This window comes from Streptomyces sp. NPDC049577, assembly GCF_040675635.1.
GTDB lineage: Bacteria > Actinomycetota > Actinomycetes > Streptomycetales > Streptomycetaceae > Streptomyces.
This window is the reverse complement of record NZ_JBFAPH010000043.1, coordinates 1-20,208: the sequence shown is the minus strand read 5'-3', so window position 1 is coordinate 20,208 and position 20,208 is coordinate 1. Positions and strand designations below refer to the sequence as shown.

Genomic DNA, 20,208 nt, shown 5'->3' with positions numbered 1-20,208 from the left:
TCATTTACTCAGAGTTGATGAACGTCTTCTGGCAGCGCCGTGCTGCCCTCCGCAGCCGCTCCCGCCGCTGCGCGCCGTGACCCCGGCCGCGCGCCTTCCACGCGACCGCGCCACCCCGACGACGAGACGGGAACGACCATGCATGCTCAGCCCGCACGAGCGTCAGCCCCACCCACGGGCCCGGCCCGGCCCCCCTGGCCTCCGGGGCACACCCGCCCCGCATGGCGTCAGGAGCTGGCGCTCGCCGTGGTGATCTTCCTGATCGCCGCCCCCCTCACCCTGGGCAGCGCGCTCGCAGCCGGTGCCCCGGCCCGGACGGGGCTGATCGCGGCGGCCACGGGAGCCTTCGCCTCCTGGATGCTCGGCGTCTCCTCAGCGCTGAGCGGCGCTGTTGCCGCGGGTCTCGTCCTGATGACCGCGGAGTCCGTGCAGCGCTACGGCTGGCGGATCACCTGCGCGGCCATCGCTCTGGTGGTGCTGGGGCAGCTCGCCGTGGGCATCCACCGCGTGGCCCGCGGCATCCTGGCGATTCCCGCCGTGGTCCGGCACGGGATCGCCACCGGTGTCGGCGTCACCATCGCGCTCGGGCAGTTGCCCTTGGCCCTGGGCGGCGGTCCGCACCCTTCCCTGCCGGAGAATCTGGCGGCCCTCCCCTGGACCGTCGCACACGCTCCCCCGGCTGCGCCGGTGGCGCTGACCGTCGTCGCGGCCGCGTCGATCGCCTGGCCGCGGCTGCCCGGGCCGGCCGGGCGATGGGCCCGCAAGGCGCCGGCGGCACCGGCCGCTGTCCTCCTCGCCACGGCCGCCGCCCTGGTTCTGACGGGGCGTGGGCTGCCGGAGACGGGCGGCGGGTTGTCGATGCTGCCCGGGCTCCCCGAAGGGCCGGTGCTCGGCGTCTTCGCGGCCGTCCTGACCATCGCCCTCGTCGTCGGCGCCCAAGCACTGCTGACGGCCATGGGCATCGAGCGCCTGCGTATCGAGCGGCGCCGCGCGGACGGCGCCGGCGACGGAGGGCGCAATGCCGGGGCCGGGCGGCGATCCGCCCCTCGTCCGGAGCCGACCGAAGAGGAGGGACGGCGTCAGGCGGCCTGCTCGCTGGCGGAACTGCTCGACGGCTTGCGGACGGCCGCCGGCCGCAGGGCCGGCCAGGCGCTGCTGGGTGCGGGCCTGGCCGGCGCGGGGCTCGTCGCCACAGGGCTGGAGCTGACCCCTGCCACGGTCCTGCCCGCAGTCCTGCCCATGGTCCTCGCGGCATGGGCGGTCGTGTCCGGCCTGCGGATGGCATTCGAGGGGCTTCGAAAGGAGCATCCCGCGCACCGGCACCGCGAGTTCCCCCTGTATGTGGCAGTGGCCGGTGTCGTCGCGCTCGTCGGCGCGCTGGAGGGGGCGGCTCTGGCGGTGGTTGCCGCCGCCGTGCTGGCGATGGCACGGAACTGGCCTGCGATGTGGTCCCGTTCCGAGTGGCGGGCGCGGGCCGGGGCGGCGGCCGGCCGGCCCGACGGCTGCCGGCCGTGGACGCCATGGCGCAACCACCAGTGCGCCGCCCCTGCCGCCGCGTCGGGTGCGGCGGCCGGCCCGTCCGGCGGGCGGCAACTCATCGGCGGTGTCAGCGCCTTCCAGCGCCACACCGCGCCCCTGGTCCGTGACGAGCTGGCGCGTCTGGCCCGCGAGGGGCAGCGCCCCAGCCAGCTGTTCCTGACCTGTGCCGACTCCCGCCTGGTGACGAGCATGATCACGGCCAGCGGCCCCGGCGACCTGTTCACGGTGCGCAACGTCGGCAATCTGATGCCGCCGCCCGGCGCCGGCGACGCGTGCGACTCGGTGGGGGCGGCCGTGGAGTACGCCGTCGAGGTGCTGAAGGTCGGCAGCATCACCGTGTGCGGGCATTCCGGCTGCGGGGCGATGCAGGCGCTGCTCGACTCGGCGGACGCCGAGGGCAGGACGGGCCCGGGCAACGACGACGAGACGCCGCTCGCCCGGTGGCTGCGGCACGGCCGGCCGAGCCTGGCCCGCATGCGGCGCATCGGGTCGCTGGGGCGGGGAGAGGTGGCGCTGGCCGAGCGGCCCGTGGCGGACGACGTCGAGCGACTGGCGCTCGTCAATGTGATGCAGCAGCTCGACAACCTCATGGCGCATGCGTGTGTCGCCCGCCGGGTGGCCGAGGGGACGCTGCATCTGCAGGGGATGTACTTCCACGTGGGCGAGGCCCAGGCCTATGTTCTGGATCGGCGCTCGCGCACGTTCTCGGCCGTCCGCCCCGAGCTCCTCGACGCGGTAGGACCAGCGGTGTGACCGGAGGTGGACCAGCGGTGTGACCAGCGGCGGGCCCGGCGGCCGGCGCGGGAAGGCCGTCGCCGGACCCGTGGCGGCATCCGGGAGGCCGCTGGGCCCCGGACAGGTATAGACCAGTTTTCCCCGACACCCCTTGTCAGGGTGTGCCCCGGGCTGATGAGCTATGGCCCGGGAGGCAACGGACCCCCTGGGAAAGGGAGATGTCGTGAGCAACGAAAGCCTGGCCAACCTCTTGAAGGAGGAGCGCCGCTTCGCACCGCCGGCCGGCCTGGCCGCCGAGGCCAATGTGACCGCCGAGGCGTACGAGCGGGCGAAGGCCGACCGGCTGGGCTTCTGGGCGGAGCAGGCTCGCCGGCTGAGCTGGGAGACGGAGCCGACCCAGACCCTGGACTGGTCGAACCCGCCGTTCGCCAAGTGGTTCGCCGACGGGCGGCTCAATGTGGCGTACAACTGCGTCGACCGCCACGTGGAGAACGGTCTCGGTGACCGTGTCGCCCTGCACTTCGAGGGCGAGCCGGGCGACACCCGCGCGATCACCTATGCCGAACTGCAGCGCGAGGTCTCCAAGGCCGCGAACGCGCTGACCGAGCTCGGCGTCAAGGCGGGCGACCGCGTGGCGATCTATCTGCCGATGATCCCCGAGGCGGTCGTCTCGATGCTGGCCTGCGCCCGGATCGGCGCTCCGCACTCGCTGGTGTTCGGCGGCTTCTCCGCCGACGCCCTGGCCACCCGGATCAACGACGCCGACGCCCGCGTCGTCATCACCGCCGACGGCGGCTACCGGCGCGGCAAGCCCTCCGCCCTCAAGCCCGCCGTCGACGAGGCGCTCACCCGGCCCGGCACGGAGAACGTCCGCAGCGTGCTGGTCGTCCGCCGCACCGGCCAGGAGGGCATCGGCTGGACCGAGGGCCGCGACGTGTGGTGGCACGACCTGGTCGAGCGCCAGTCGGACCAGCACACCCCGCAGGCGTTCGACGCCGAGCACCCGCTGTTCATCCTGTACACCTCGGGCACCACGGGTAAGCCCAAGGGGATCCTGCACACCACCGGCGGCTACCTCACCCAGATCTCGTACACGCACCACGCGGTGTTCGACCTCAAGCCGGAGTCGGACGTCTTCTGGTGCACGGCCGACGTCGGCTGGGTGACGGGCCACTCGTACATCGTCTACGGGCCGCTGAGCAATGGTGCGACCGAGGTGCTCTACGAGGGCACCCCGGACAGCCCGCACCAGGGCCGCTGGTGGGAGATCGTCCAGAAGTACGGCGTCACGATCCTCTACACCGCGCCGACCGCCATCCGGGCCTGCATGAAGTGGGGCGACGACATCCCCGCCAAGTTCGACCTGTCGAGCCTGCGCGTCCTGGGATCGGTCGGCGAGCCGATCAACCCCGAGGCCTGGGTCTGGTACCGCAAGCACATCGGCGCGGACGCCACCCCGGTGGTCGACACGTGGTGGCAGACCGAGACCGGCGGCATCATGATCAGCCCGCTGCCCGGTGTCACCGAGACCAAGCCCGGCTCGGCGCAGGTGCCGCTGCCCGGTATCGCCGCGACCGTCGTGGACGACCACGGCGCGGAGGTGCCCAACGGCTCCGGCGGCTACCTCGTGCTCACCGAGCCGTGGCCGGCCATGCTGCGCACCATCTGGGGCGACGACCAGCGGTACCTCGACACGTACTGGTCCCGGTTCGAGGGCCGCTACTTCGCGGGCGACGGCGCCAAGAAGGACGAGGACGGCGACATCTGGCTGCTGGGCCGGGTGGACGACGTGATGCTGGTCTCCGGCCACAACATCTCCACCACCGAGGTCGAGTCCGCGCTGGTCTCGCACCCCAAGGTGGCCGAGGCGGCGGTCGTCGGCGCGACCGACCCGCAGACCACACAGGCCATCTGTGCGTTCGTCATCCTGCGGGGCGGCGTCGACGCCGAGGACGAGGGTCTGGTCGAGGAGCTGCGGGCCCACGTCGCCAAGCAGCTCGGCCCGATCGCCAAGCCCAAGCGGATCATGCCGGTGGCCGAGCTGCCCAAGACCCGCTCCGGCAAGATCATGCGCCGGCTGCTGCGCGACGTGGCGGAGAACCGTACGCTCGGCGACGTCACCACCCTGACGGACTCCTCGGTCATGGACCTCATCAAGGCCAACCTCCCCGCCGCCCCGGGCGGCGAGGACTGAGCGAGGACCGGCTGACAGAGAGCACGAGACGGTGAAAGGCACCCGGCGGCTCGCCGGGTGCCTTTCACTCGTTCCGGCTAAGGTAAGTACTGGTCGCGTAAAAATGGCGACAATAATCAGGGGCGCGCCGGGAAGTCTGGTCGGCAAACAACGCACGCATACCGCGTGCCAGCCGTCGACCCCAGGAGGTCCACCACCGTGGCCGCGCCCCAGAACCGCCGTTCCGTCTTCCTCGGCAGACTTCCGCTGCCCGAGCGGAACTACCTCGCGGACGCGCTGCGGACCGAGACCGTGGGCGGCGTACTGCTGCTGGTCGCCGCCGTCGCCGCGGCCATCTGGGCGAACACCCCCCTGCGCGAGAGCTACCGGACTGTCCGCGACTTCCACCTCGGGCCGGCTTCCCTGGGGCTCGACCTCTCCGTCCAGCACTGGGCGGCCGACGGCCTGCTGGCCGTCTTCTTCTTCGTCGCCGGCATCGAGCTCAAACGCGAGCTGGTCGCGGGCGAGCTGCGCGAGCCCAAGGCGGCCCTGCTCCCCGTGGCGGCAGCGGTGTGCGGCATGGCGACACCCGCTCTGGTGTACTTCACGGTGGCCTCCACCGGCGGCGGGTCGCTGAGCGGCTGGGCGGTGCCCACCGCCACGGACATCGCCTTCGCGCTCGCCGTGCTCGCCGTCATCGGCACCTCGCTGCCGTCCGCCCTGCGCGCCTTCCTGCTGACCCTGGCCGTGGTCGACGACCTGTTCGCGATCCTGATCATCGCCGTCTTCTTCACCTCGAAGCTCGACTTCGCCGCCCTCGGATTCGCCGTGCTCGGTCTGGCGGTCTTCTGGCTGCTGCTGCGCAAGGGCGTGCGCGGCTGGTACGTGTACGTGCCCCTGGCGGTGGTGAACTGGGCGCTGATGTACAACAGCGGCGTCCACGCGACGATCGCGGGCGTGGCCATGGGCCTGATGCTGCGCTGCACCCGGCACGAGGACGAGAAGTACTCGCCCGGCGAGCACATCGAGCACCTCGTGCGCCCGCTGTCGGCGGGGCTGGCCGTACCGCTGTTCGCGCTCTTCTCGGCAGGTGTGGCGATCTCCGGGGGCGCGCTGTCGGACGTCTTCCGTCGGCCGGAGACGCTCGGCGTGGTGCTCGGCCTGGTCGTCGGCAAGGCGGTCGGCGTCTTCGGCGGCACCTGGCTCACCGCCCGCTTCACCCGCGCCGAGCTCAACCCCGATCTGAAGTGGCCGGACGTGCTGGCCGTGGCCACGCTGGCCGGCATCGGCTTCACCGTCTCGCTGCTGATCGGCGAGCTGGCCTTCGCCGACGACCCGGTGCTCGCGGACGAGATCAAGGCGGCCGTGCTGCTCGGCTCGCTCATGGCCGCCGTGCTCGCGAGCATTCTCCTCAAGCTGCGGGACAACAAGTACAAGAAGCTGTGGGCCGAAGAGGAGCGCGACGACGACCTCGACGGCATCCCCGACATCTACGAACAGGACAACCCGGCCTACCACCTGCGCATGGCCGCGATCCACGAGGCCAAGGCCGCCGAGCACCGCCGGCTGGCGGAAGTCGCCGCCGGACGCACCACCCGGGACGACGGTCCGGCATGATCTGAGAGGCTTGACCACGCCGCGGACCACGGGACGCAGAGACGATGACGCAGAGCACGACGACGATGAGGGAGCAGCCGATGAGCGCAGCCGACGAGGGTGCCAACCGCAGCCTCGGCCAGCTGGTGGCCACCGCCACCACTGAGCTGTCCGCGCTGGTGCACGACGAGATCGCACTGGCCAAGGCCGAGCTCCGGCAGGACGCGCGGCGGCTGGGCATCGGCGGCGGCGCGATCGCCGCGGCGGGCACGCTGGCGCTGTTCTCGCTGCCTGTGCTGAGCTTCGCGGCGGCGTACGGCATCCACAACCTCGGCATGGGCCTCGCCTGGTCGTTCCTGATCGTCGGCGGCGCGTACCTCGTGGTCGCGGCGGTGCTGGGGCTGCTGGCGGTGGCCAAGTTCAAGAAGATCAAGAAGCCGGAGAAGAGCATCGCCTCGGCCAAGGAGACGGCCGCCGTGCTGGGCACCGTCAAGCCGCACCCGCGTTCCGCCGGTGAGTCCGTCCGGACGGACAGCCAGGTGGACGTATCTGTGACACGCTCGTCCGTATGACGGTGCCCGATACCTCCGCTGCGCCCGAGTTCCCCGGCCCCGGCATGCCCATGACGCCGCCGCCCGGGGCCTCTCCTTCCGCGGTAGTCCGCTGCGAGGGCCCGTGGACGCACCGCGACGTCGCGGCGAACGGTGCGCGGTTCCACATCGCCGAGATGGGCGAGGGACCGCTGGTACTGCTGCTGCACGGCTTTCCGCAGTTCTGGTGGACGTGGCGGCATCAGCTGCCGGCGCTGGCCGAGGCGGGGTTCCGGGCCGTGGCCATGGACCTGCGCGGAGTGGGCGGCAGCGACCGCACGCCGCGGGGTTACGACCCCGCCAACCTCGCCCTGGACATCACCGGGGTCGTGCGTTCCCTCGGCGAGCCGGACGCCGCGCTGGTCGGCCACGACCTGGGTGGATATCTGGCCTGGACGGCCGCCGTCATGCGGCCGAAGCTGGTGCGCCGGCTGGCGGTGTCCTCGATGCCGCACCCGCGCCGCTGGCGGTCGGCGATGCTCACCGATCCCAAGCAGAGCGCGGCCGGCTCGTACGTCTGGGGATTCCAGCGGCCCTGGCTGCCCGAGCGCCGGCTCGTCGCGGACGACGCGGCGCTGGTGGGACGGCTGGTGCGGGAGTGGTCCGGGCCCCGGCTGCCGGACGACGAGGCGGTGGAGACCTACCGCCGGGCGATGTCGATCCCCTCGACGGCGCACTGTTCCGTGGAGCCGTACCGCTGGATGGTGCGGTCGATGGCGCGCCCGGACGGCATCCAGTTCAACCGCCGGATGAAGCGCCCGGTGCGGGTGCCGACGCTGCATCTGCACGGCTCGCTCGATCCGGTGATGCGGACGCGCAGCGCCGCGGGCTCCGGCGAGTACGTGGAGGCCCCCTACCGCTGGCGGCTCTTCGACGGCCTGGGGCACTTCCCGCACGAAGAGGATCCGGTGGCCTTCTCGAACGAGCTGATCAGCTGGCTCAAGGACCCGGAACCGGACCGCTGAGCGAGACATGAACGCCCGCACCTCGAACAGCCAATTGCCCCGCGCATAGGCCAATTGACGGACCCATGGGCGATTACCGACCTTTGGGCACGGGCAGAGCTCTGGGTATGGGCTGGACGCACGATTACCGTGACGTGACTCAGGAGCGCGGCGCCGAAGGCGATGCCGCGCTCGCTGTGACCGAGGGATCCGAGAGGGCCGCCTGGGGAGAGCACCGGCCGGAGGCCGGGCACGATCCCCGGATCGGCATTCCCCGGATCATCCGCCGCCGCGCCCGCTGGGTGTCGGCGCGGCTGCGCCATCCCCGCGGCCGCTAGCCGCCTCCCCGGCCGGGGCCGGGGCCCCGTTACGGACCGCCTCCCCGGTCCGGGTCAGAGCGCGCAGCCCTGGGTGTCCGCGCGGCCCGTGACCGTCCGGCCGTTGACGGCGTCCTCCCGCACCTCGTCGGCGGTGAGCGCGTAGCCGGTGTCGGCGTCGTCGAGGGACTTGGCGAAGACCACGCCGTAGACCTCGCCGTCCGGTGTGAGCAGCGGACCGCCGGAGTTGCCCTGGCGCACGGTCGCGTACAGCGAGTAGACGTCGCGGCGGACGTTGCCCCGGTGGTAGATGTCGGGGCCGTTGGCCCGTACCCGGCTGCGGATCCGCGCGGCGCGCACGTCGTAGGAGCCGTTCTCCGGGAAGCCGGCGACGATGGCGCTCTTGCCGCTCTCCGCGTCGTTCTCGGCGAAGTGGAGCACGGGCGCATTGAGCGAGGGCACGTCGAGGACGGCGATGTCGCGCTTCCAGTCGTAGATCACGACCTTGGCGTCGTGGAGCCGGCCCTGGCCACCGACCTGCACGGTCGGTTCGTCCACGCCGCCGACGACATGCGCGTTGGTCATCACGCGGTGCGGGGCGAAGACGAAGCCGCTGCCCTCCAGGACCTTGCCGCAGCCGGGCGCGTTGCCGACGACCTTGACGATGCTGCGCTGGGCCACGGTGGCGACCGGGCTGCCGGCCAGCTGGGGGTCGGGCGCGGGCACCGACGTGATCGGTTCGGTGGAGAACGGGGCGAAGACCTGGGGGAAGCCGTTCTGCGCGAGGACGGTGCTGAAGTCGGCGAACCAGGTGTTGGCCTCGGGCGGCACGACCCGGGCCACCCCGAGCAGCACCTTGGAGCTGCGGACCTCCTTGCCCAGCGTCGGCAGTGACGTGCCCGCGAGGGCGGAGCCGATCAGCCAGGCGACCAGCAGCATCGCCACCACGTTGACGAGCGCGCCGCCCGTCGCGTCCAGGGCGCGGGCCGGGGACCAGGTGATGTGGCGGCGGAGCCGGTTGCCGAGGTGGGTGGTCGCGGCCTGGCCCACCGAGGCGCAGAGGATGACGATCGCGACGGCCACCACGGCCGCGACCGAGCCCGGCCGGGCGTCGTCCGTGGCGCTGTCCCAGATCACGGGCAGGGCGTAGACGGCCGCGAGGCCACCGCCGAGGAATCCGACCACCGAGAGCACGCCGACGACGAACCCCTGGCGGTAGCCGATGATCGCGAACCACACGGCGGCGACCAGCAGCACGATGTCCAGCACGTTCACCGAAAGATGCCTCGCATTGCAGTTGGCGGCGCGGTTGTCGCCGTCGCCGGCTCCGGGTGGTCGGATGGCCCACCGGCCACCGTCTCATGCCGGTCAGGCACGCCAGTCCAGCGGGACCTGCCGCTCTCGGTCCCAGGGCCGCTCCCAGCCCGCGTAGTGCAGCACGCGGTCGATCACCCCGGCGGTGAATCCCCACACCAGCGCGGACCCGACGGTGAAGGCGGGACCGCGGTGGCCGCTCGGGTGGACGGCCGTGGCCCGGTTCGAGGGGTCCGTGAGCTCGCTGACCGGGACGGTGAAGACCCGGGCGGTCTCGCGCTCGTCCACCGGCGCGACCCGACTGGGCCGCCGCCACCATCCCAGCACGGGGGTGACGACGAACCGGCTCACCGGGATGTAGAGCTTGGGCAGCACGCCGAAGACCTGGACGCCGGACGGGTCGAGCCCGGTCTCCTCCTCTGCCTCCCGCAGCGCGGCCCGCACCGGGCCGCTGCCCTCCGGATCGCCGTCCTCGGGATCCAGCGCGCCGCCGGGGAAGGACGGCTGTCCGGCGTGGGAGCGGAGCGTGCCCGCCCGCTCCAGGAGCAGCAGCTCGGGGCCGCGCTCGCCCTCGCCGAAGAGGATGAGCACGGCGGACTGACGCCCCCCGGACTCGGGCGGCAGGAAGCGGCTGAGCTGGTGCGGCTCCAGGGCCCCCGGCAGCCGGGCGACGGGCCCGAGCCACTCGGGCAGCCCCTCCGTGCTGACCAGGGCCTCGTCCTCGTGGTGGGAGGCGCGGTGGGTGGCGCGGTACGAGGCGTCGTGCGCGCCGTAGGTGCTCGTCATACGGGTTCCCTCGCGGTCGGTGCGTGCGCCGTGTTCCTTCCCGCGCTCCGGGCCTCCGGGCGGCGGTGTGTACGGCGCGGACACCGTCACTCCGCTCCCAGCGGGGGCGCGGGCGGGCCCGGGAAGTCCGGCGGCGGCTTGAGCCGCTGGCCGGGCATGCCACCCATCTCGTACTTGAGCAGCTTCTTCGCCTTCTCCGGGTCCGTCTCGCCCTCGCCGTACGAGGGGCAGAGCGGGGCGATGGGGCAGGCACCGCAGGCCGGCTTGCGGGAGTGGCAGATGCGGCGGCCGTGGAATATGACCCGGTGCGAGAGCATCGTCCACTCGCTCTTGGGGAAGAGGCCGCAGATGTCGGCCTCGATCTTCTCCGGGTCCTCCTGGTCGGTCCACTTCCAGCGCCGGACAAGCCGGGCGAAATGGGTGTCCACGGTGATTCCCGGCACGCCGAACGCGTTACCGAGGACCACGTTGGCCGTCTTCCGGCCGACGCCGGGCAGCGTGACCAGGTCCTCCAGCCGGCCCGGCACCTCGCCACCGAAGCGATCACGGAGGGCGGCGGACAGGCCGATCAGCGATTTGGCCTTGGCCCGGAAGAACCCGGTCGGCCGGATCACCTGCTCCAGGGCCTCGGGGTCGGCGGCCGCCATGTCCTCGGGCGTCGGGTAGACGGCGAACAGCGCCGGGGTCGTCTGGTTGACCCGCAGGTCCGTGGTCTGCGCGGAGAGGACCGTGGCGACCAGGAGCTGGAAGGGGTTCTCGAAGTCGAGCTCGGGGTGGGCGTACGAGTAGACCTCGGCGAGCTCGCGGTTGATCCGCCGGGCACGGCGGACAAGCGCGGTGCGCGATTCCCCGGCGGCGGCGGAGGCGACGGCCGCGGAGGCCGCCGTCGTCTTCGCGGCGGTCTTCTTCGCGGCGGTCTTCTTTCCGGCGGGGGTCTTCTTCGCGGCAGCCGCCTTGCCGGTCGGGGCCGCCTTCTTCGCAGCCGCCTTCTTCGCGGTTGCCTTCTTCCCGGCGGCGCGTTTGTCCTCGCTCGCGGCATTTGCCGACCCCGTGGCAGCGCGTTCGCCCACAGCGGAATTACTGGCCGAGGTCACCCTCCCGGCCCCCTTGCCCTGTGCTCTCACCGGCGTATTGGACACCCGGCCAGACTAAGGCCCAGCACCGACATCCGTGCCGAGCGCAGGAAAACCACAGCCCAATCGGACCCCTGCCGTAGGGGTTCCGTCGGCGATGCGCCACACTTGTGTTTGATCACACAGTTTTACCGACGGGCATCATGGAGACCACGGTCCCCTGTGCATGTCGACAAGGAGAGAACTCGTGGACGACGTTCTGCGGCGCGCCCCGCTGTTCGCGGCGCTCGATGATGAGCAGGCCGCTGAGCTGCGCGCCTCCATGGGCGAGGTCACCCTCGCGAGGGGCGACGCCCTGTTCCACGAAGGAGACCCGGGCGACCGCCTCTACGTGGTGACCGAGGGCAAGGTGAAGCTCCACCGCACCTCCCCCGACGGCCGCGAGAACATGCTGGCGGTCCTCGGCCCCGGCGAGCTCATCGGCGAGCTGTCCCTCTTCGACCCGGGACCGCGCACCGCCACCGCCACCGCGCTGACCGAGGTCAAGCTCCTCGGCCTGGGCCACGGCGACCTCCAGCCCTGGCTCAACGCCCGCCCCGAGGTGGCCACCGCCCTGCTGCGCGCCGTCGCCCGACGGCTGCGCCGCACCAACGACTCGATGTCGGACCTCGTCTTCTCCGACGTCCCCGGCCGTGTCGCCAAGGCCCTGCTCGATCTGTCCCGCCGCTTCGGCGTGCAGTCCGAAGAGGGCATCCATGTCGTGCACGACCTCACGCAGGAGGAGCTCGCCCAGCTCGTCGGCGCCTCCCGCGAGACGGTCAACAAGGCGCTCGCCGACTTCGCCGGCCGCGGCTGGCTCCGGCTGGAGGCCCGCGCGGTGATCCTGCTGGACGTCGAGCGCCTCGCCAAGCGCTCGCGCTGACGAACAGCACTCCACCGGCCCGCACCGACGGCGACGGACAACGCGACGAAAGCCCCCGCCGGGGACACCGGCGGGGGCTTCTCGTGCTCGGTCGCACCTCCTGCGGAGCCGGAGGGAGCCGGACGGCCGCTCAGCGCGCGAACGCGCCGTAGACGGCCGTCAGCAGCCCCGCCAGTCCCGTGAGCGCCGCCAGGGACGGCAGAGGCCAGCGGGCGCGCTCCAGGGCGTCGAGCCGGACTTCGTGGTCCGCCAGCTGCCGGTCGCTCTGGTCGCTGCGCTGCACCAGGAGCGCCAGCGCCCCGTCGACCCGGGCGAACCCGGCTTCCACGGTGCCGCGCAGCCGTTCCAGCTCCAGGGCGACGGCCGCCGCGTCGGACGGCGAGGACGGAGGCTGCGTCATGGGCGGCCCCGGTCCCCGTCGGCGTTCTCCCGGCCGAGGAGGCTCAACAGCTCCCCGTCCCCGCCGGGCGCGGTGCCGGTGCGCAGCCACCGGGGCAGCAGGCCCTGCACGCCCGGCAGCGCCATGACACGCGTCAGCGCGCCGGCGATCGCGAGCGCGGCCGCCACCCAGGGCAGGGCCGCCGGGATGCCGGACGCCTCGACGACGGCGGGCAGGACGGCGGCCAGGGCGACGGCGGTCTGCAGAATCGTGCGGATGGTCCGTCTGGTGGGGTCGGACACAGCTGAATCCTTTCTGCGGTCGTGCACCACTCCGCGGTCGCGGGCGGCCTCAGGACGAGCGGGGCACGCGCAGCCGGTCCCAGCTGACCCGCCCGGGGATGCCGTCCGCGTCCGCGCCGGAGAAGCCGAGCTCGCGCTGCCAGGCGGCGTACGACTCGCGGTCGGCGTCCGTCCACTCCGGGCCCGGCCCGACCTCGTAGCGTCCGCAGCCCTCCTCCACCAGCCGTCGTCCCATGGCGGTGATGACCGGGCTGTCCTGGCCGTCGGTGAAGAATCCGGCACCGGGGAACGGCTCGTACGGTCCGGCGGGTGACGCAGGCGCGGCGGGGCCCGTCCGGCCGGCGAGCCGCCGGGCGATCCGGTCGCGCATCCCGCCCATGGAGAACGACGGGTCGATCTTGCGGCTCGTCCACTCCTTGTGGCCGATCACGCTCGCCGCCGTCCAGCCGTGTGCCCGGCAGACGGCCGCGGCGACGCGCTCGACGGCGTCCAGCTGGGCGTCCGGGTAAGGGTCGTCGCCGTCGCCGAGGTTCTCGATCTCGAAACCGTAGAAGTGGACGTTGCCGTCGACGGCGTCCGGGCCGGGGCTGCCGGGCGTCGAGTCCTCCGCGCAGACGGCGCGATAGGTCGCCATGGAGCCGCGCCCGGCGTGGTTCGTGCGCCCGTAGCCGACCAGGTGCACCGTGCCGTCCTTGGCCAGCACGCCGATGCACAGCGGGCCGGGCAGCTCTTCGTCGCCGTCGTAGCAGAGCTCGACGCTGTCCGTGCCGGCCGTGTGGTGCAGCATCACGCCGTTGACCGGGCCCCAGGGGCCCTTGCTGTTGCGGTTGTGGGTGCGCCAGCCGTCGTGCTCGACGACGCGGACGCCCTCGGCGCGCAGTGCGGCGAGGAAGCCGTCCGCGGTGAGGGGTATGGCCATGAGGAACCTCCGTGGGACGTGCGGGTATGACAGGGCCCCGTTCTGCCGGACGGCGGAACGGGGCCGGGCGGATGCGACTGCGGGACCGGTCAGCCGGTGGGCGGGTCCTCCGGGTTCGGCACGGCGGGGTCCGGCACTCCCGGGTCCGGCTGCGGGTCCTGCGGCGCGGGCTGCGGGTCCTGCGGCGCGGGCTGCGGGTCCTGCGGCGCGGGCTGCGGGTCCTGCGGCGCGGGCTGCGGCAGCGGCTCCTCGGGCGGTACGGGCAGCAGCGGTTCCGCCGGTCTGGGCAGCACGGGCGGCCAGCCGGGCGGGAGGTCGCCGTCGGGCAGGGGGATGTCGGCCATGCCGGTCAGCTGTGTCATGGGGGTCGCTCCGATCACGACTGTCGGGTCCAGGCCGCGACCACGGTGGCGCGGATCGAGCCCGTGCCGGCGGTCCTCTTGGCGGAGAGCGAGATGTCCAGCTGGTCCATGTGGCCGCCCGGCAGGGCGAACGGCCCGAGGGTCGTCCAGCCCACCCCGAAGCCGATGTTCTCCGCGCTGCCCACCGGGTCGGAGCCGATGAACAGCTGGACGGCGCCCTTGGTGTCGCTGTTGTCCGTGGAGGCGCGCACCAGCAGCGTGATCTTGGGCTGCTGGCGGTAGATCCGGCCGTGCCACAGGGCCTGGAAGGACGAGGAGTTGGTCCGGGGCCACTGCTCCCAGCCGCCCTCGAAGGCGGGCCACATCGGGACGGGCAGATAGGGCCGGGCCAGGCCGCCGGTGTCGATGTCGTCCGCGACGATCTCCGCACCGTAGGGGTCGTAGATCCGGAAGGGTTGCTCCTTCTTGTCGTCGGTGCCGTTGCGCAGCGTCACGGCCGCCTTTCCGGAGCGACGGCTGATGGCGAAGCCGTACTCGGGCGGCTGGGTGCCCGGCCAGAAGCCGACGCCGAGGATCTGGTGTCCGCCGGGTTCGCGGACGTCCAGGGTGCCCCCGTCGCCGATCCGTACCGGGCCGCCGAGGACCTCGTTCTGGGCGGGCCGGGTGTTCGCGCTGCCCATCAGGGCCCGCACCTGGCGCTCCAGTTCACGGATGCGGTCGAGCAGATCGAGCGGTATGGCGGCCATCAGAGTTTCTCCAGGTAGAGCTTGGCGGTCTCGGCCTGTCCCCGCGAGGGCGGCGTGACCGCGAGGCCGACGATCCGGAAGCGTGTGTCGGACCCCTCCGCGTGCCACAGGTCGTGCATGCGCAGCCGGAGGGCGGAACCCAGCAGGGCGGGGGTGATGCGGCCGTCCACCCGCACCGTGATCTCGGGAATGACCTGCGGCCTGGCGGCCCGGCGCCAGTCGGCGAGGGCGTGCGCGTCCAGGAGTGCCTGGTCGCTGATGTCGCTGTAGTCGGACGTGCCGTCGAGGCGCGGCCAGCCGCCCACGAGGATGTCGTCCCTGTTCCACAGGGGCCGCGACAGCAGCGGCGCCGATTCCCGGGCCTGGTTGCGGTTGACGGACGCGCCGCGTGACTGCCAGGCGTTGGCCTGCACGGTGGCGTCGGAGGGCAGGCTGTAGGACAGCACGGGGCCGGGCCGGTCGAGCACGATGTCCGTCGCGCCGGTCCTGATGACGGGGTGTCCGAGCTGGAGCTGTTTGACGCGCGCTCCGGTCTGGGTGTCGCGGTAGCAGTGGACGCGCCACTCGAAGCCGTCGTCCATGGCCGCCAGGGTGTCGAGGATCTCCCGTACCCGGGCCACGTCGCTCATCGCGAAGGACCGCGTCCGGTTGACGCCCGAGGCCTCCGTTCCGTAGACGAGGCCGATGTCGCCGCCCTCGACGCCCTGGATGTGGTCCAGGATCCGGCGCACGAGGTCGAACTGGTCGCCGCTGAGGTTCAGGTCCGAGGAGAGGATCCGGTGGTCGAGGTACGAGTCGAAGGTGCCGGCCTGGATCTGCACCTCGGCGCGGCCCCGTTCGTCGCCGGCCGGTGTGCACGTCCAGAGGATGCCGCCCCACCAGATCTCCGTTCCGCGCTCCAGCCACACCGCTGTGCGGCCCGGTTCGAGCGCGGCCCGCGCGCGTTGGGCGAGCGCCGCGTCGGGCAGCGGAATGGTGGCGGTGAGCGAGCCCGGCTTGCCGATGTAGTCGTCGTACTGGACCTCGGTGAGCGGCAGGGTGTCGAGGACCTGGTCACTGCGCAGGTCGCAGAAGACCGCGCGGTAGGCGGGCGGGGCACCGGCCGGGCCGGTCACGAGGCGGCCTCGTAGGTGCCCCAGATCGTCAGCACGTCGCCGGCCTTCCAGGTGTAGGGGGCCGTCTTGTCCCAGATGGCGGGCTTGCCGTCGGTGGAGCCGACGCTGTCCTGGATGCTGCGCACGACGCCGCCGTTGGTGGTGGCGAGCAGGCCCGTGCCGGACCACATCCGGGGGCTGGTGCTGCTGTCGTAGCCGAGCGCGTTCATGAACCGGCCGTCGGTCTTCCAGGCCGTGGCGGACGGCGGGTACGGCAGCGAGAACGACCAGTTGGCGTTCGGGTCCTGGGCGGTGAGGTTGGTGGTGGATCCGATCTTGAGGTAGATCCGCACGTGCACGGTGGTGCCGATCTTCGTGGAGGAGCCGGCGAGCGTGCCGTTGCCGATGACCGGCTGGACGCCGTTCTCGGAGCGCCACACGGGCGTGTAGTCGGTCCACACCGGCGCGGGCGGGTACGCGGTCCACGCGGTGCCGTTCCAGCGCTCCAGCCCGCTGCCCGTGTCGCGGTACTGGCCGGGATAGGCGCCCTGGAAGTTGAGTCCCCAGCCGAGCGGGACGATGCCGCCGACCGCGACGGTCGCGCGCCTCCGGTCGGACACGCCTGTCGCCCAGTTGATGCCGGTGTTGCCGGCCGAGGCGGCGACCGGAACGGTCACCGCGTACAGCGCGAGCGCGGCCGGCGGCGTCGTCGGTGCGGTCGGCGCGGCGGCGGGTGTGCCCTTGATGATCTCGACGACGGCGCGCGAGACGGCGCCCGATTCCTGCTGCTGGTCGTACACGTGCAGCACGACGAGGTCGACGCGGGGATTGCTCGCGTCGCCGTCCGCGAAGGTGAGGTTCTCGTAGTCGGTCACGACGACGGGGTACGCGCCCGCCGTGTCGCTGCCCTGGACGAGCGCGCGGCCGGGCGAGAGCTGGGCCGTCATGTTGCCGGTCTTGGTCAGGGTCAGCCCGGCGATGACGGACTTGCCGTCGGCGGAACCGGGGATCACGCCGTCCCGCGAGGACAGCGGGCCCGCCGGGACGGCCGTGCCGGTCGGTGCGAGCCGGGTGTCGGCACGGGTCTGGCCACCGTCGGCGTCGGAGCGGTTGAGCAGCCATGCGCTGCGTACGGTCATGTCGTCCTCCGTGGGTTGAGTGGGTGCGGGGGGCCGGGCCGCGCGCTACCAGCGGGCGTCGCGCCAGGTGACCGACACCGACGCGCGTGGGTCCGCCGGTCCGGGGGCGGCGCGGAACGCCAGGGAGGTGGGCCCGGGCGGCAGCTGGAAGAGGTACTCGGGCAGGGAGTCGGGCCGGGCGGTGTACAGCCGGGACGCGGTGCCGTTGAGCAGCACGGTGCCGGCGGAGGTGTCGACGGTCAGCACGTCGGAGTCGGCGAGCGTGATGTCGTACTGCAACCGCCGACCGTCCTCCAGGCGGGTCAGGGACGGAAGGGTGACCGGGCCGCGGAATTCCACGACCGGCGCGGTCGGGGCATCCCCTTCGTTGACGACCGTCATGTTTCCGGTAGAGCCGGCCGGACCCCAGTCCAGCGGCCAGTCGAGACCGGGCGCCCAGTCCAGACCGGGCTCCGGGGACGGCAGTCCGGTCTGCGCGACCCGTTCGTCGACGGCGTACCGGCGGGGATCCGCGCACACCCATTGCAGGGTCACCTTGGCGGCGCCCTGGGTCGCGTACGCACGGTCCGTCGGCACCACGCGCTGGCTGACGCGTGCCCGGCAGGCGAGCGTGCGGCCGTGCAGTCGCACGGCGAGCCACTGCTCGCCCTGCTGCACACCGGTCCCGGCCAGGAACGCGCCGATGACGGCGTCCGCCTGGCCCGCACTGTCGGGCAGCAGCCAGACCGTCGCCGAAACGGTCCGCTGCTGGGCCCACTGGGTACCCGGCCACGCGCCGTGCTGGTCCGGCCGGAGCACGTCCCCGGAGTCGAGCGCGGGCAGGTCGGCCCAGCCGGTGAGGCCGCTGCTCGCGATCTCGTACGGCGTGCCGGGTCCGAGCAGCAGTCCGGCCCACTGGATCTGCCCGTCGAGGGTGATCAGTGAGCCGGGGGGCGCGTCCGTGGCGATGGCGGTGTTCGGTTGTGTGTCGGCCATGGCTCGGCCTCCCTCACCTTCTGGTCCGTGCGCGGAACAGCAGGTCCTCGGCCGTGCCGTACGGGCCCGCGTGCGCGGCTTCGTGGTAGTGGTCGATGTGCGCGGCGCGCCGGACACGCGGCCGGAGCCCCTGCCCGGCCCGCGCCCGGGCCTCGGTACGGGCCAGCAGCCGGCGCAGCACGGACAGCGGAACGACGGCCTCCGCCTCGCCCGCCTCGGCGACCAGAACGGGCCGCCCGCCGGGGCGCGCCGGTACGACACCGCCGTGCGCCAGCTCGGGAATGCGGGACAGATGGACGCCGAACTTCTTGCCGAAGAAGGAAAAGCTCAGCGAGTTGAGCCCGTCGATGATCATGTTGGCGAAGGCGACGATCCCGCTGATCGGGCCCTTGATGCCCCCGAGCACGGCCTGCGCGGCGCTCATCACGAAGTCGCCGATGCCGCCGAGCGTGCGCGCCATGGCGTCCCGTACCTTGCCGAAGAAGCCGGGCACGGTCTTGGTGATCCAGTCCAGCGTCGGCCGCACCAGGCTGCGCAGACCGTTCCAGACGGTTGTGACGATCCCGGTGAGCGCGCCGACGTACAGCCCGATGAGCTTGGCGGCGACCTGGATCTCCTTCTCCACCAGGCCGAAGACGAGCTCCATGAGGCGCTGGCCGGTCTTCGACTCCAGGGCCATCGTGACGAGTTGTTCGGCTACGGGCGCGAGCAGGCCGATGACGAGTCCCCAGGGACTCGTCTTCATGGTGACGTTGATCGCCTTCATGACGCCGGAGCCGAGCCGCAGCCCCTTGCCGAAGACCAGCGACAGGCGATTGCCCGTGGTGGCGGTCTTGCCGGCGAAGGAGATCGCCGTCGCGCCGGAGCCGGCGGCGTTCCGCAGGCCGGACAGTTCCCGGGCACTGCGCTGTCCGGCCGACTTCAGGCTCCGTACGGCCGGGTCGGCACCCGACGCCTGCTTGCGCACGCCGTCCACCGCGCGCGCGGCGCTCTCCGCGCCGCCCTTGAATTCCTTCGCTCGCGGGCCGGACTGGTCCACCAGGCGCCTGATGCCCTCGACGGACCGGCCCGCGGACGACACCGAGCCGCGCAACGACTGCAGTGCCCGTCCCGTCTGGCCGAGCGCGCCCGCGAAACCGCCGAACGCGCCTCGTGCGTTCACGAGCTGTGCCACGGCAGCGGCCATGGCCGTCCTCCTTCCCCTTCAGGTGCGCCGCCGCGGCATGTCGTCAGCCACGTGCTTTGGCGAGGAACATCAGCGCGGCGGCCGTTCGGCGCGGGTCGCTGGACTGCACCGCGTAGTAGTTCTCGATGTGGAACCCGGAGCCGTCCGCGCCGCCCGCCTGCTGCGCGCGTGCCTGGGCGGCCGTGCGGGCCAGCAGCCGGTCCAGCTTGGACAGCGGCATCACGGCCTCCGCCTCGCCCGCCTCGGCGACGATGGCGGGCACGCCACCGCTGCGCGGCATGACGACGCCGCCCTCGGCCAGCCGCGGGATGCTGGGCAGGCTGACGCCGAACGTCTTGCCGCCGACCAGCGGAACCCAGCCGGGGATCGAGACCCTGATGCCGTTCAGCTTTCCGATCGCCGAGTTGATGATGTCGATGACCGCGTTGAGCGGTCCCTTGACCGCCCCCTTGATGCCGTCGAACGCCCGCTGGGCGATGCCCGACAGTCCCTTCCAGGTATTGCTCAGCGCGTCCTTGACGGCGGTGAACACCTTGGGAACGGCACTGCCGATCCATTTGACGACCGGCGCGATGGCGTTCTGAATGCCCTTCCAGACACTGGAGACGATCCGGCCGACGGATCGCATGAGGGGGCCGACGGCCTTCATGACGACGCCGATGACCTTGCCGATCACGTCGAAGGCCGTATGCATGATCTTCTGCATCGTCTTCGACTTGGCCGCCATCGCGACGACCTTCTCGATCAGCGGCTGGAGAAGGCCGAGGAGCATGCCGATGACATTGCCCTTCATCTCCTTGTTGAGCCCCTTGAAGCCCCCGGCGGCGTTCTTCAGCCCGCCCTGGAACCGGCCCATCGAGCCGCCGCCCTTGCCGGCCTCCTTGCCGGCCTTGCTCACCGACCGCGCCGCCTGATCTGCGTTCGTCCGCAGCGTCTTGAGCTCCCGGGCCGCCTGTTGCGACCCGGTCCTGACCTTGCCGACCCCGGTGCCGGCACTTCCCGCCTTCTGACCGAGGTCCTTGGCGGCGCGCCCGGCGCCTTCGAGGCCGGTCTTGAAGCCGCGCAGGGACTGGGAGGCCCTGCCCAGCGACCGTACTAGTGACATGTGCCGTCCAAT

Annotated in this window: 20 protein-coding genes; 7 read left to right on the top strand and 13 right to left on the bottom strand. The window is 72.4% G+C overall.

The features are described 5' to 3' along the window. The first annotated feature begins 246 nt into the window (after positions 1-246). The 6 genes from AB0K09_RS08245 to AB0K09_RS08220 all read left to right on the top strand — a co-directional run bounded on the left by AB0K09_RS08245 (position 247) and on the right by AB0K09_RS08220 (position 7,915). Positions 247-2,292: a carbonic anhydrase gene (locus AB0K09_RS08245; RefSeq protein WP_366064482.1), complete on the top strand. Its 2,046-nt coding sequence runs from the start codon at positions 247-249 to the stop codon at positions 2,290-2,292. Positions 2,293-2,497: 205 nt separating this feature from the next. Then, positions 2,498-4,468: an acetate--CoA ligase gene (gene acs, locus AB0K09_RS08240; RefSeq protein WP_366064481.1), complete on the top strand. Its 1,971-nt coding sequence runs from the start codon at positions 2,498-2,500 to the stop codon at positions 4,466-4,468. Positions 4,469-4,666: 198 nt separating this feature from the next. After that, entirely contained in the window at positions 4,667-6,064 is a 1,398-nt protein-coding gene (gene nhaA, locus AB0K09_RS08235) for a Na+/H+ antiporter NhaA (protein ID WP_366064480.1), read from the top strand. Positions 6,065-6,144: 80 nt separating this feature from the next. Next, a complete protein-coding gene (locus AB0K09_RS08230) occupies positions 6,145-6,615 on the top strand; it encodes a phage holin family protein (RefSeq protein WP_366064479.1) in 471 nt (156 codons plus the stop codon). Between the two features lie 50 nt (positions 6,616-6,665). After that, entirely contained in the window at positions 6,666-7,598 is a 933-nt protein-coding gene (locus AB0K09_RS08225) for an alpha/beta hydrolase (RefSeq protein WP_366064489.1), read from the top strand. Between the two features lie 107 nt (positions 7,599-7,705). Continuing rightward, positions 7,706-7,915 carry a hypothetical protein gene (locus tag AB0K09_RS08220; protein ID WP_366064478.1) on the top strand — a complete coding sequence of 70 codons (210 nt, stop codon included), beginning with the start codon at positions 7,706-7,708 and terminating at the stop codon, positions 7,913-7,915. 54 nt (positions 7,916-7,969) lie between these two features. Here AB0K09_RS08220 and AB0K09_RS08215 read toward each other — a convergent pair whose 3' ends face one another. From AB0K09_RS08215 to nth, 3 genes are all read right to left on the bottom strand, one after another. Further along, positions 7,970-9,169, bottom strand: coding sequence for a MarP family serine protease (locus AB0K09_RS08215; protein WP_366064477.1), 1,200 nt, complete (start codon positions 9,167-9,169; stop codon positions 7,970-7,972). A gap of 93 nt (positions 9,170-9,262) precedes the next feature. Then, on the bottom strand, positions 9,263-9,994 hold the full coding sequence (locus tag AB0K09_RS08210) for a CoA pyrophosphatase (RefSeq protein ID WP_366064476.1): 732 nt from the start codon (positions 9,992-9,994) through the stop codon (positions 9,263-9,265). Between the two features lie 86 nt (positions 9,995-10,080). After that, a complete protein-coding gene (gene nth / locus AB0K09_RS08205) occupies positions 10,081-11,064 on the bottom strand; it encodes an endonuclease III (RefSeq protein WP_366064475.1) in 984 nt (327 codons plus the stop codon). A 250-nt stretch (positions 11,065-11,314) separates the two neighbouring features. Here nth and AB0K09_RS08200 point away from each other — a divergent pair, with 250 nt between their 5' ends. Further along, positions 11,315-11,989 carry a Crp/Fnr family transcriptional regulator gene (locus AB0K09_RS08200; RefSeq protein ID WP_004939715.1) on the top strand — a complete coding sequence of 225 codons (675 nt, stop codon included), beginning with the start codon at positions 11,315-11,317 and terminating at the stop codon, positions 11,987-11,989. A 130-nt stretch (positions 11,990-12,119) separates the two neighbouring features. Here the strand turns inward: AB0K09_RS08200 and AB0K09_RS08195 are convergent, their stop codons facing one another. The 10 genes from AB0K09_RS08195 to AB0K09_RS08150 form a co-directional block, all read right to left on the bottom strand. Further along, positions 12,120-12,389, bottom strand: a complete 270-nt coding sequence (locus AB0K09_RS08195; RefSeq protein ID WP_366064474.1) for a hypothetical protein — start codon at positions 12,387-12,389, stop codon at positions 12,120-12,122. Continuing rightward, a complete protein-coding gene (locus AB0K09_RS08190) occupies positions 12,386-12,670 on the bottom strand; it encodes a hypothetical protein (protein ID WP_366064473.1) in 285 nt (94 codons plus the stop codon). Before AB0K09_RS08190 ends, AB0K09_RS08195 begins: the two co-directional genes overlap by 4 nt. A 49-nt stretch (positions 12,671-12,719) precedes the next feature. Continuing rightward, positions 12,720-13,589, bottom strand: coding sequence for a peptidoglycan-binding protein (locus tag AB0K09_RS08185; RefSeq protein ID WP_366064472.1), 870 nt, complete (start codon positions 13,587-13,589; stop codon positions 12,720-12,722). Positions 13,590-13,678: 89 nt separating this feature from the next. Next, positions 13,679-13,951 carry a hypothetical protein gene (locus AB0K09_RS08180; protein WP_366064471.1) on the bottom strand — a complete coding sequence of 91 codons (273 nt, stop codon included), beginning with the start codon at positions 13,949-13,951 and terminating at the stop codon, positions 13,679-13,681. A gap of 14 nt (positions 13,952-13,965) precedes the next feature. Continuing rightward, the gene (locus AB0K09_RS08175; RefSeq protein WP_366064470.1) at positions 13,966-14,697 is read right to left on the bottom strand and encodes a hypothetical protein; all 732 of its coding nucleotides are present in this window, start codon (positions 14,695-14,697) and stop codon (positions 13,966-13,968) included. Continuing rightward, complete coding sequence (locus AB0K09_RS08170; protein WP_366064469.1) at positions 14,697-15,812, bottom strand: hypothetical protein; 1,116 nt, start codon at positions 15,810-15,812, stop codon at positions 14,697-14,699. Before AB0K09_RS08170 ends, AB0K09_RS08175 begins: the two co-directional genes overlap by 1 nt. Continuing rightward, entirely contained in the window at positions 15,809-16,930 is a 1,122-nt protein-coding gene (locus AB0K09_RS08165) for a hypothetical protein (RefSeq protein ID WP_366064468.1), read from the bottom strand. The genes AB0K09_RS08170 and AB0K09_RS08165 overlap by 4 nt, the downstream gene beginning before the upstream one ends. 45 nt (positions 16,931-16,975) lie before the next feature. Next, entirely contained in the window at positions 16,976-17,905 is a 930-nt protein-coding gene (locus AB0K09_RS08160; RefSeq protein WP_366064467.1) for a phage tail protein, read from the bottom strand. A gap of 13 nt (positions 17,906-17,918) precedes the next feature. Further along, a complete protein-coding gene (locus AB0K09_RS08155; RefSeq protein ID WP_366064466.1) occupies positions 17,919-19,091 on the bottom strand; it encodes a hypothetical protein in 1,173 nt (390 codons plus the stop codon). Between the two features lie 43 nt (positions 19,092-19,134). Next, on the bottom strand, positions 19,135-20,196 hold the full coding sequence (locus tag AB0K09_RS08150) for a phage tail protein (protein ID WP_366064465.1): 1,062 nt from the start codon (positions 20,194-20,196) through the stop codon (positions 19,135-19,137). Between the last annotated feature and the right edge of the window lie 12 nt (positions 20,197-20,208).

Excerpts from the sequence above, each read along its gene's own strand:
- AB0K09_RS08210 (WP_366064476.1), bottom strand. The coding sequence starts at position 9,994 with ATGACGAGCACCTACGGCGCGCACGACGCCTCGTACCGCGCCACCCAC.
- AB0K09_RS08220 (WP_366064478.1), top strand. The coding sequence starts at position 7,706 with ATGGGCTGGACGCACGATTACCGTGACGTGACTCAGGAGCGCGGCGCC.
- AB0K09_RS08165 (WP_366064468.1), bottom strand. The coding sequence starts at position 16,930 with ATGACCGTACGCAGCGCATGGCTGCTCAACCGCTCCGACGCCGACGGT.
- AB0K09_RS08155 (WP_366064466.1), bottom strand. The coding sequence starts at position 19,091 with ATGGCCGCTGCCGTGGCACAGCTCGTGAACGCACGAGGCGCGTTCGGC.
- AB0K09_RS08230 (WP_366064479.1), top strand. The coding sequence starts at position 6,145 with ATGAGCGCAGCCGACGAGGGTGCCAACCGCAGCCTCGGCCAGCTGGTG.
- AB0K09_RS08175 (WP_366064470.1), bottom strand. The coding sequence starts at position 14,697 with ATGGCCGCCATACCGCTCGATCTGCTCGACCGCATCCGTGAACTGGAG.
- AB0K09_RS08195 (WP_366064474.1), bottom strand. The coding sequence starts at position 12,389 with ATGACGCAGCCTCCGTCCTCGCCGTCCGACGCGGCGGCCGTCGCCCTG.
- AB0K09_RS08225 (WP_366064489.1), top strand. The coding sequence starts at position 6,666 with ATGACGCCGCCGCCCGGGGCCTCTCCTTCCGCGGTAGTCCGCTGCGAG.
- AB0K09_RS08150 (WP_366064465.1), bottom strand. The coding sequence starts at position 20,196 with ATGTCACTAGTACGGTCGCTGGGCAGGGCCTCCCAGTCCCTGCGCGGC.
- AB0K09_RS08160 (WP_366064467.1), bottom strand. The coding sequence starts at position 17,905 with ATGGCCGACACACAACCGAACACCGCCATCGCCACGGACGCGCCCCCC.
- AB0K09_RS08180 (WP_366064471.1), bottom strand. The coding sequence starts at position 13,951 with ATGACACAGCTGACCGGCATGGCCGACATCCCCCTGCCCGACGGCGAC.
- AB0K09_RS08185 (WP_366064472.1), bottom strand. The coding sequence starts at position 13,589 with ATGGCCATACCCCTCACCGCGGACGGCTTCCTCGCCGCACTGCGCGCC.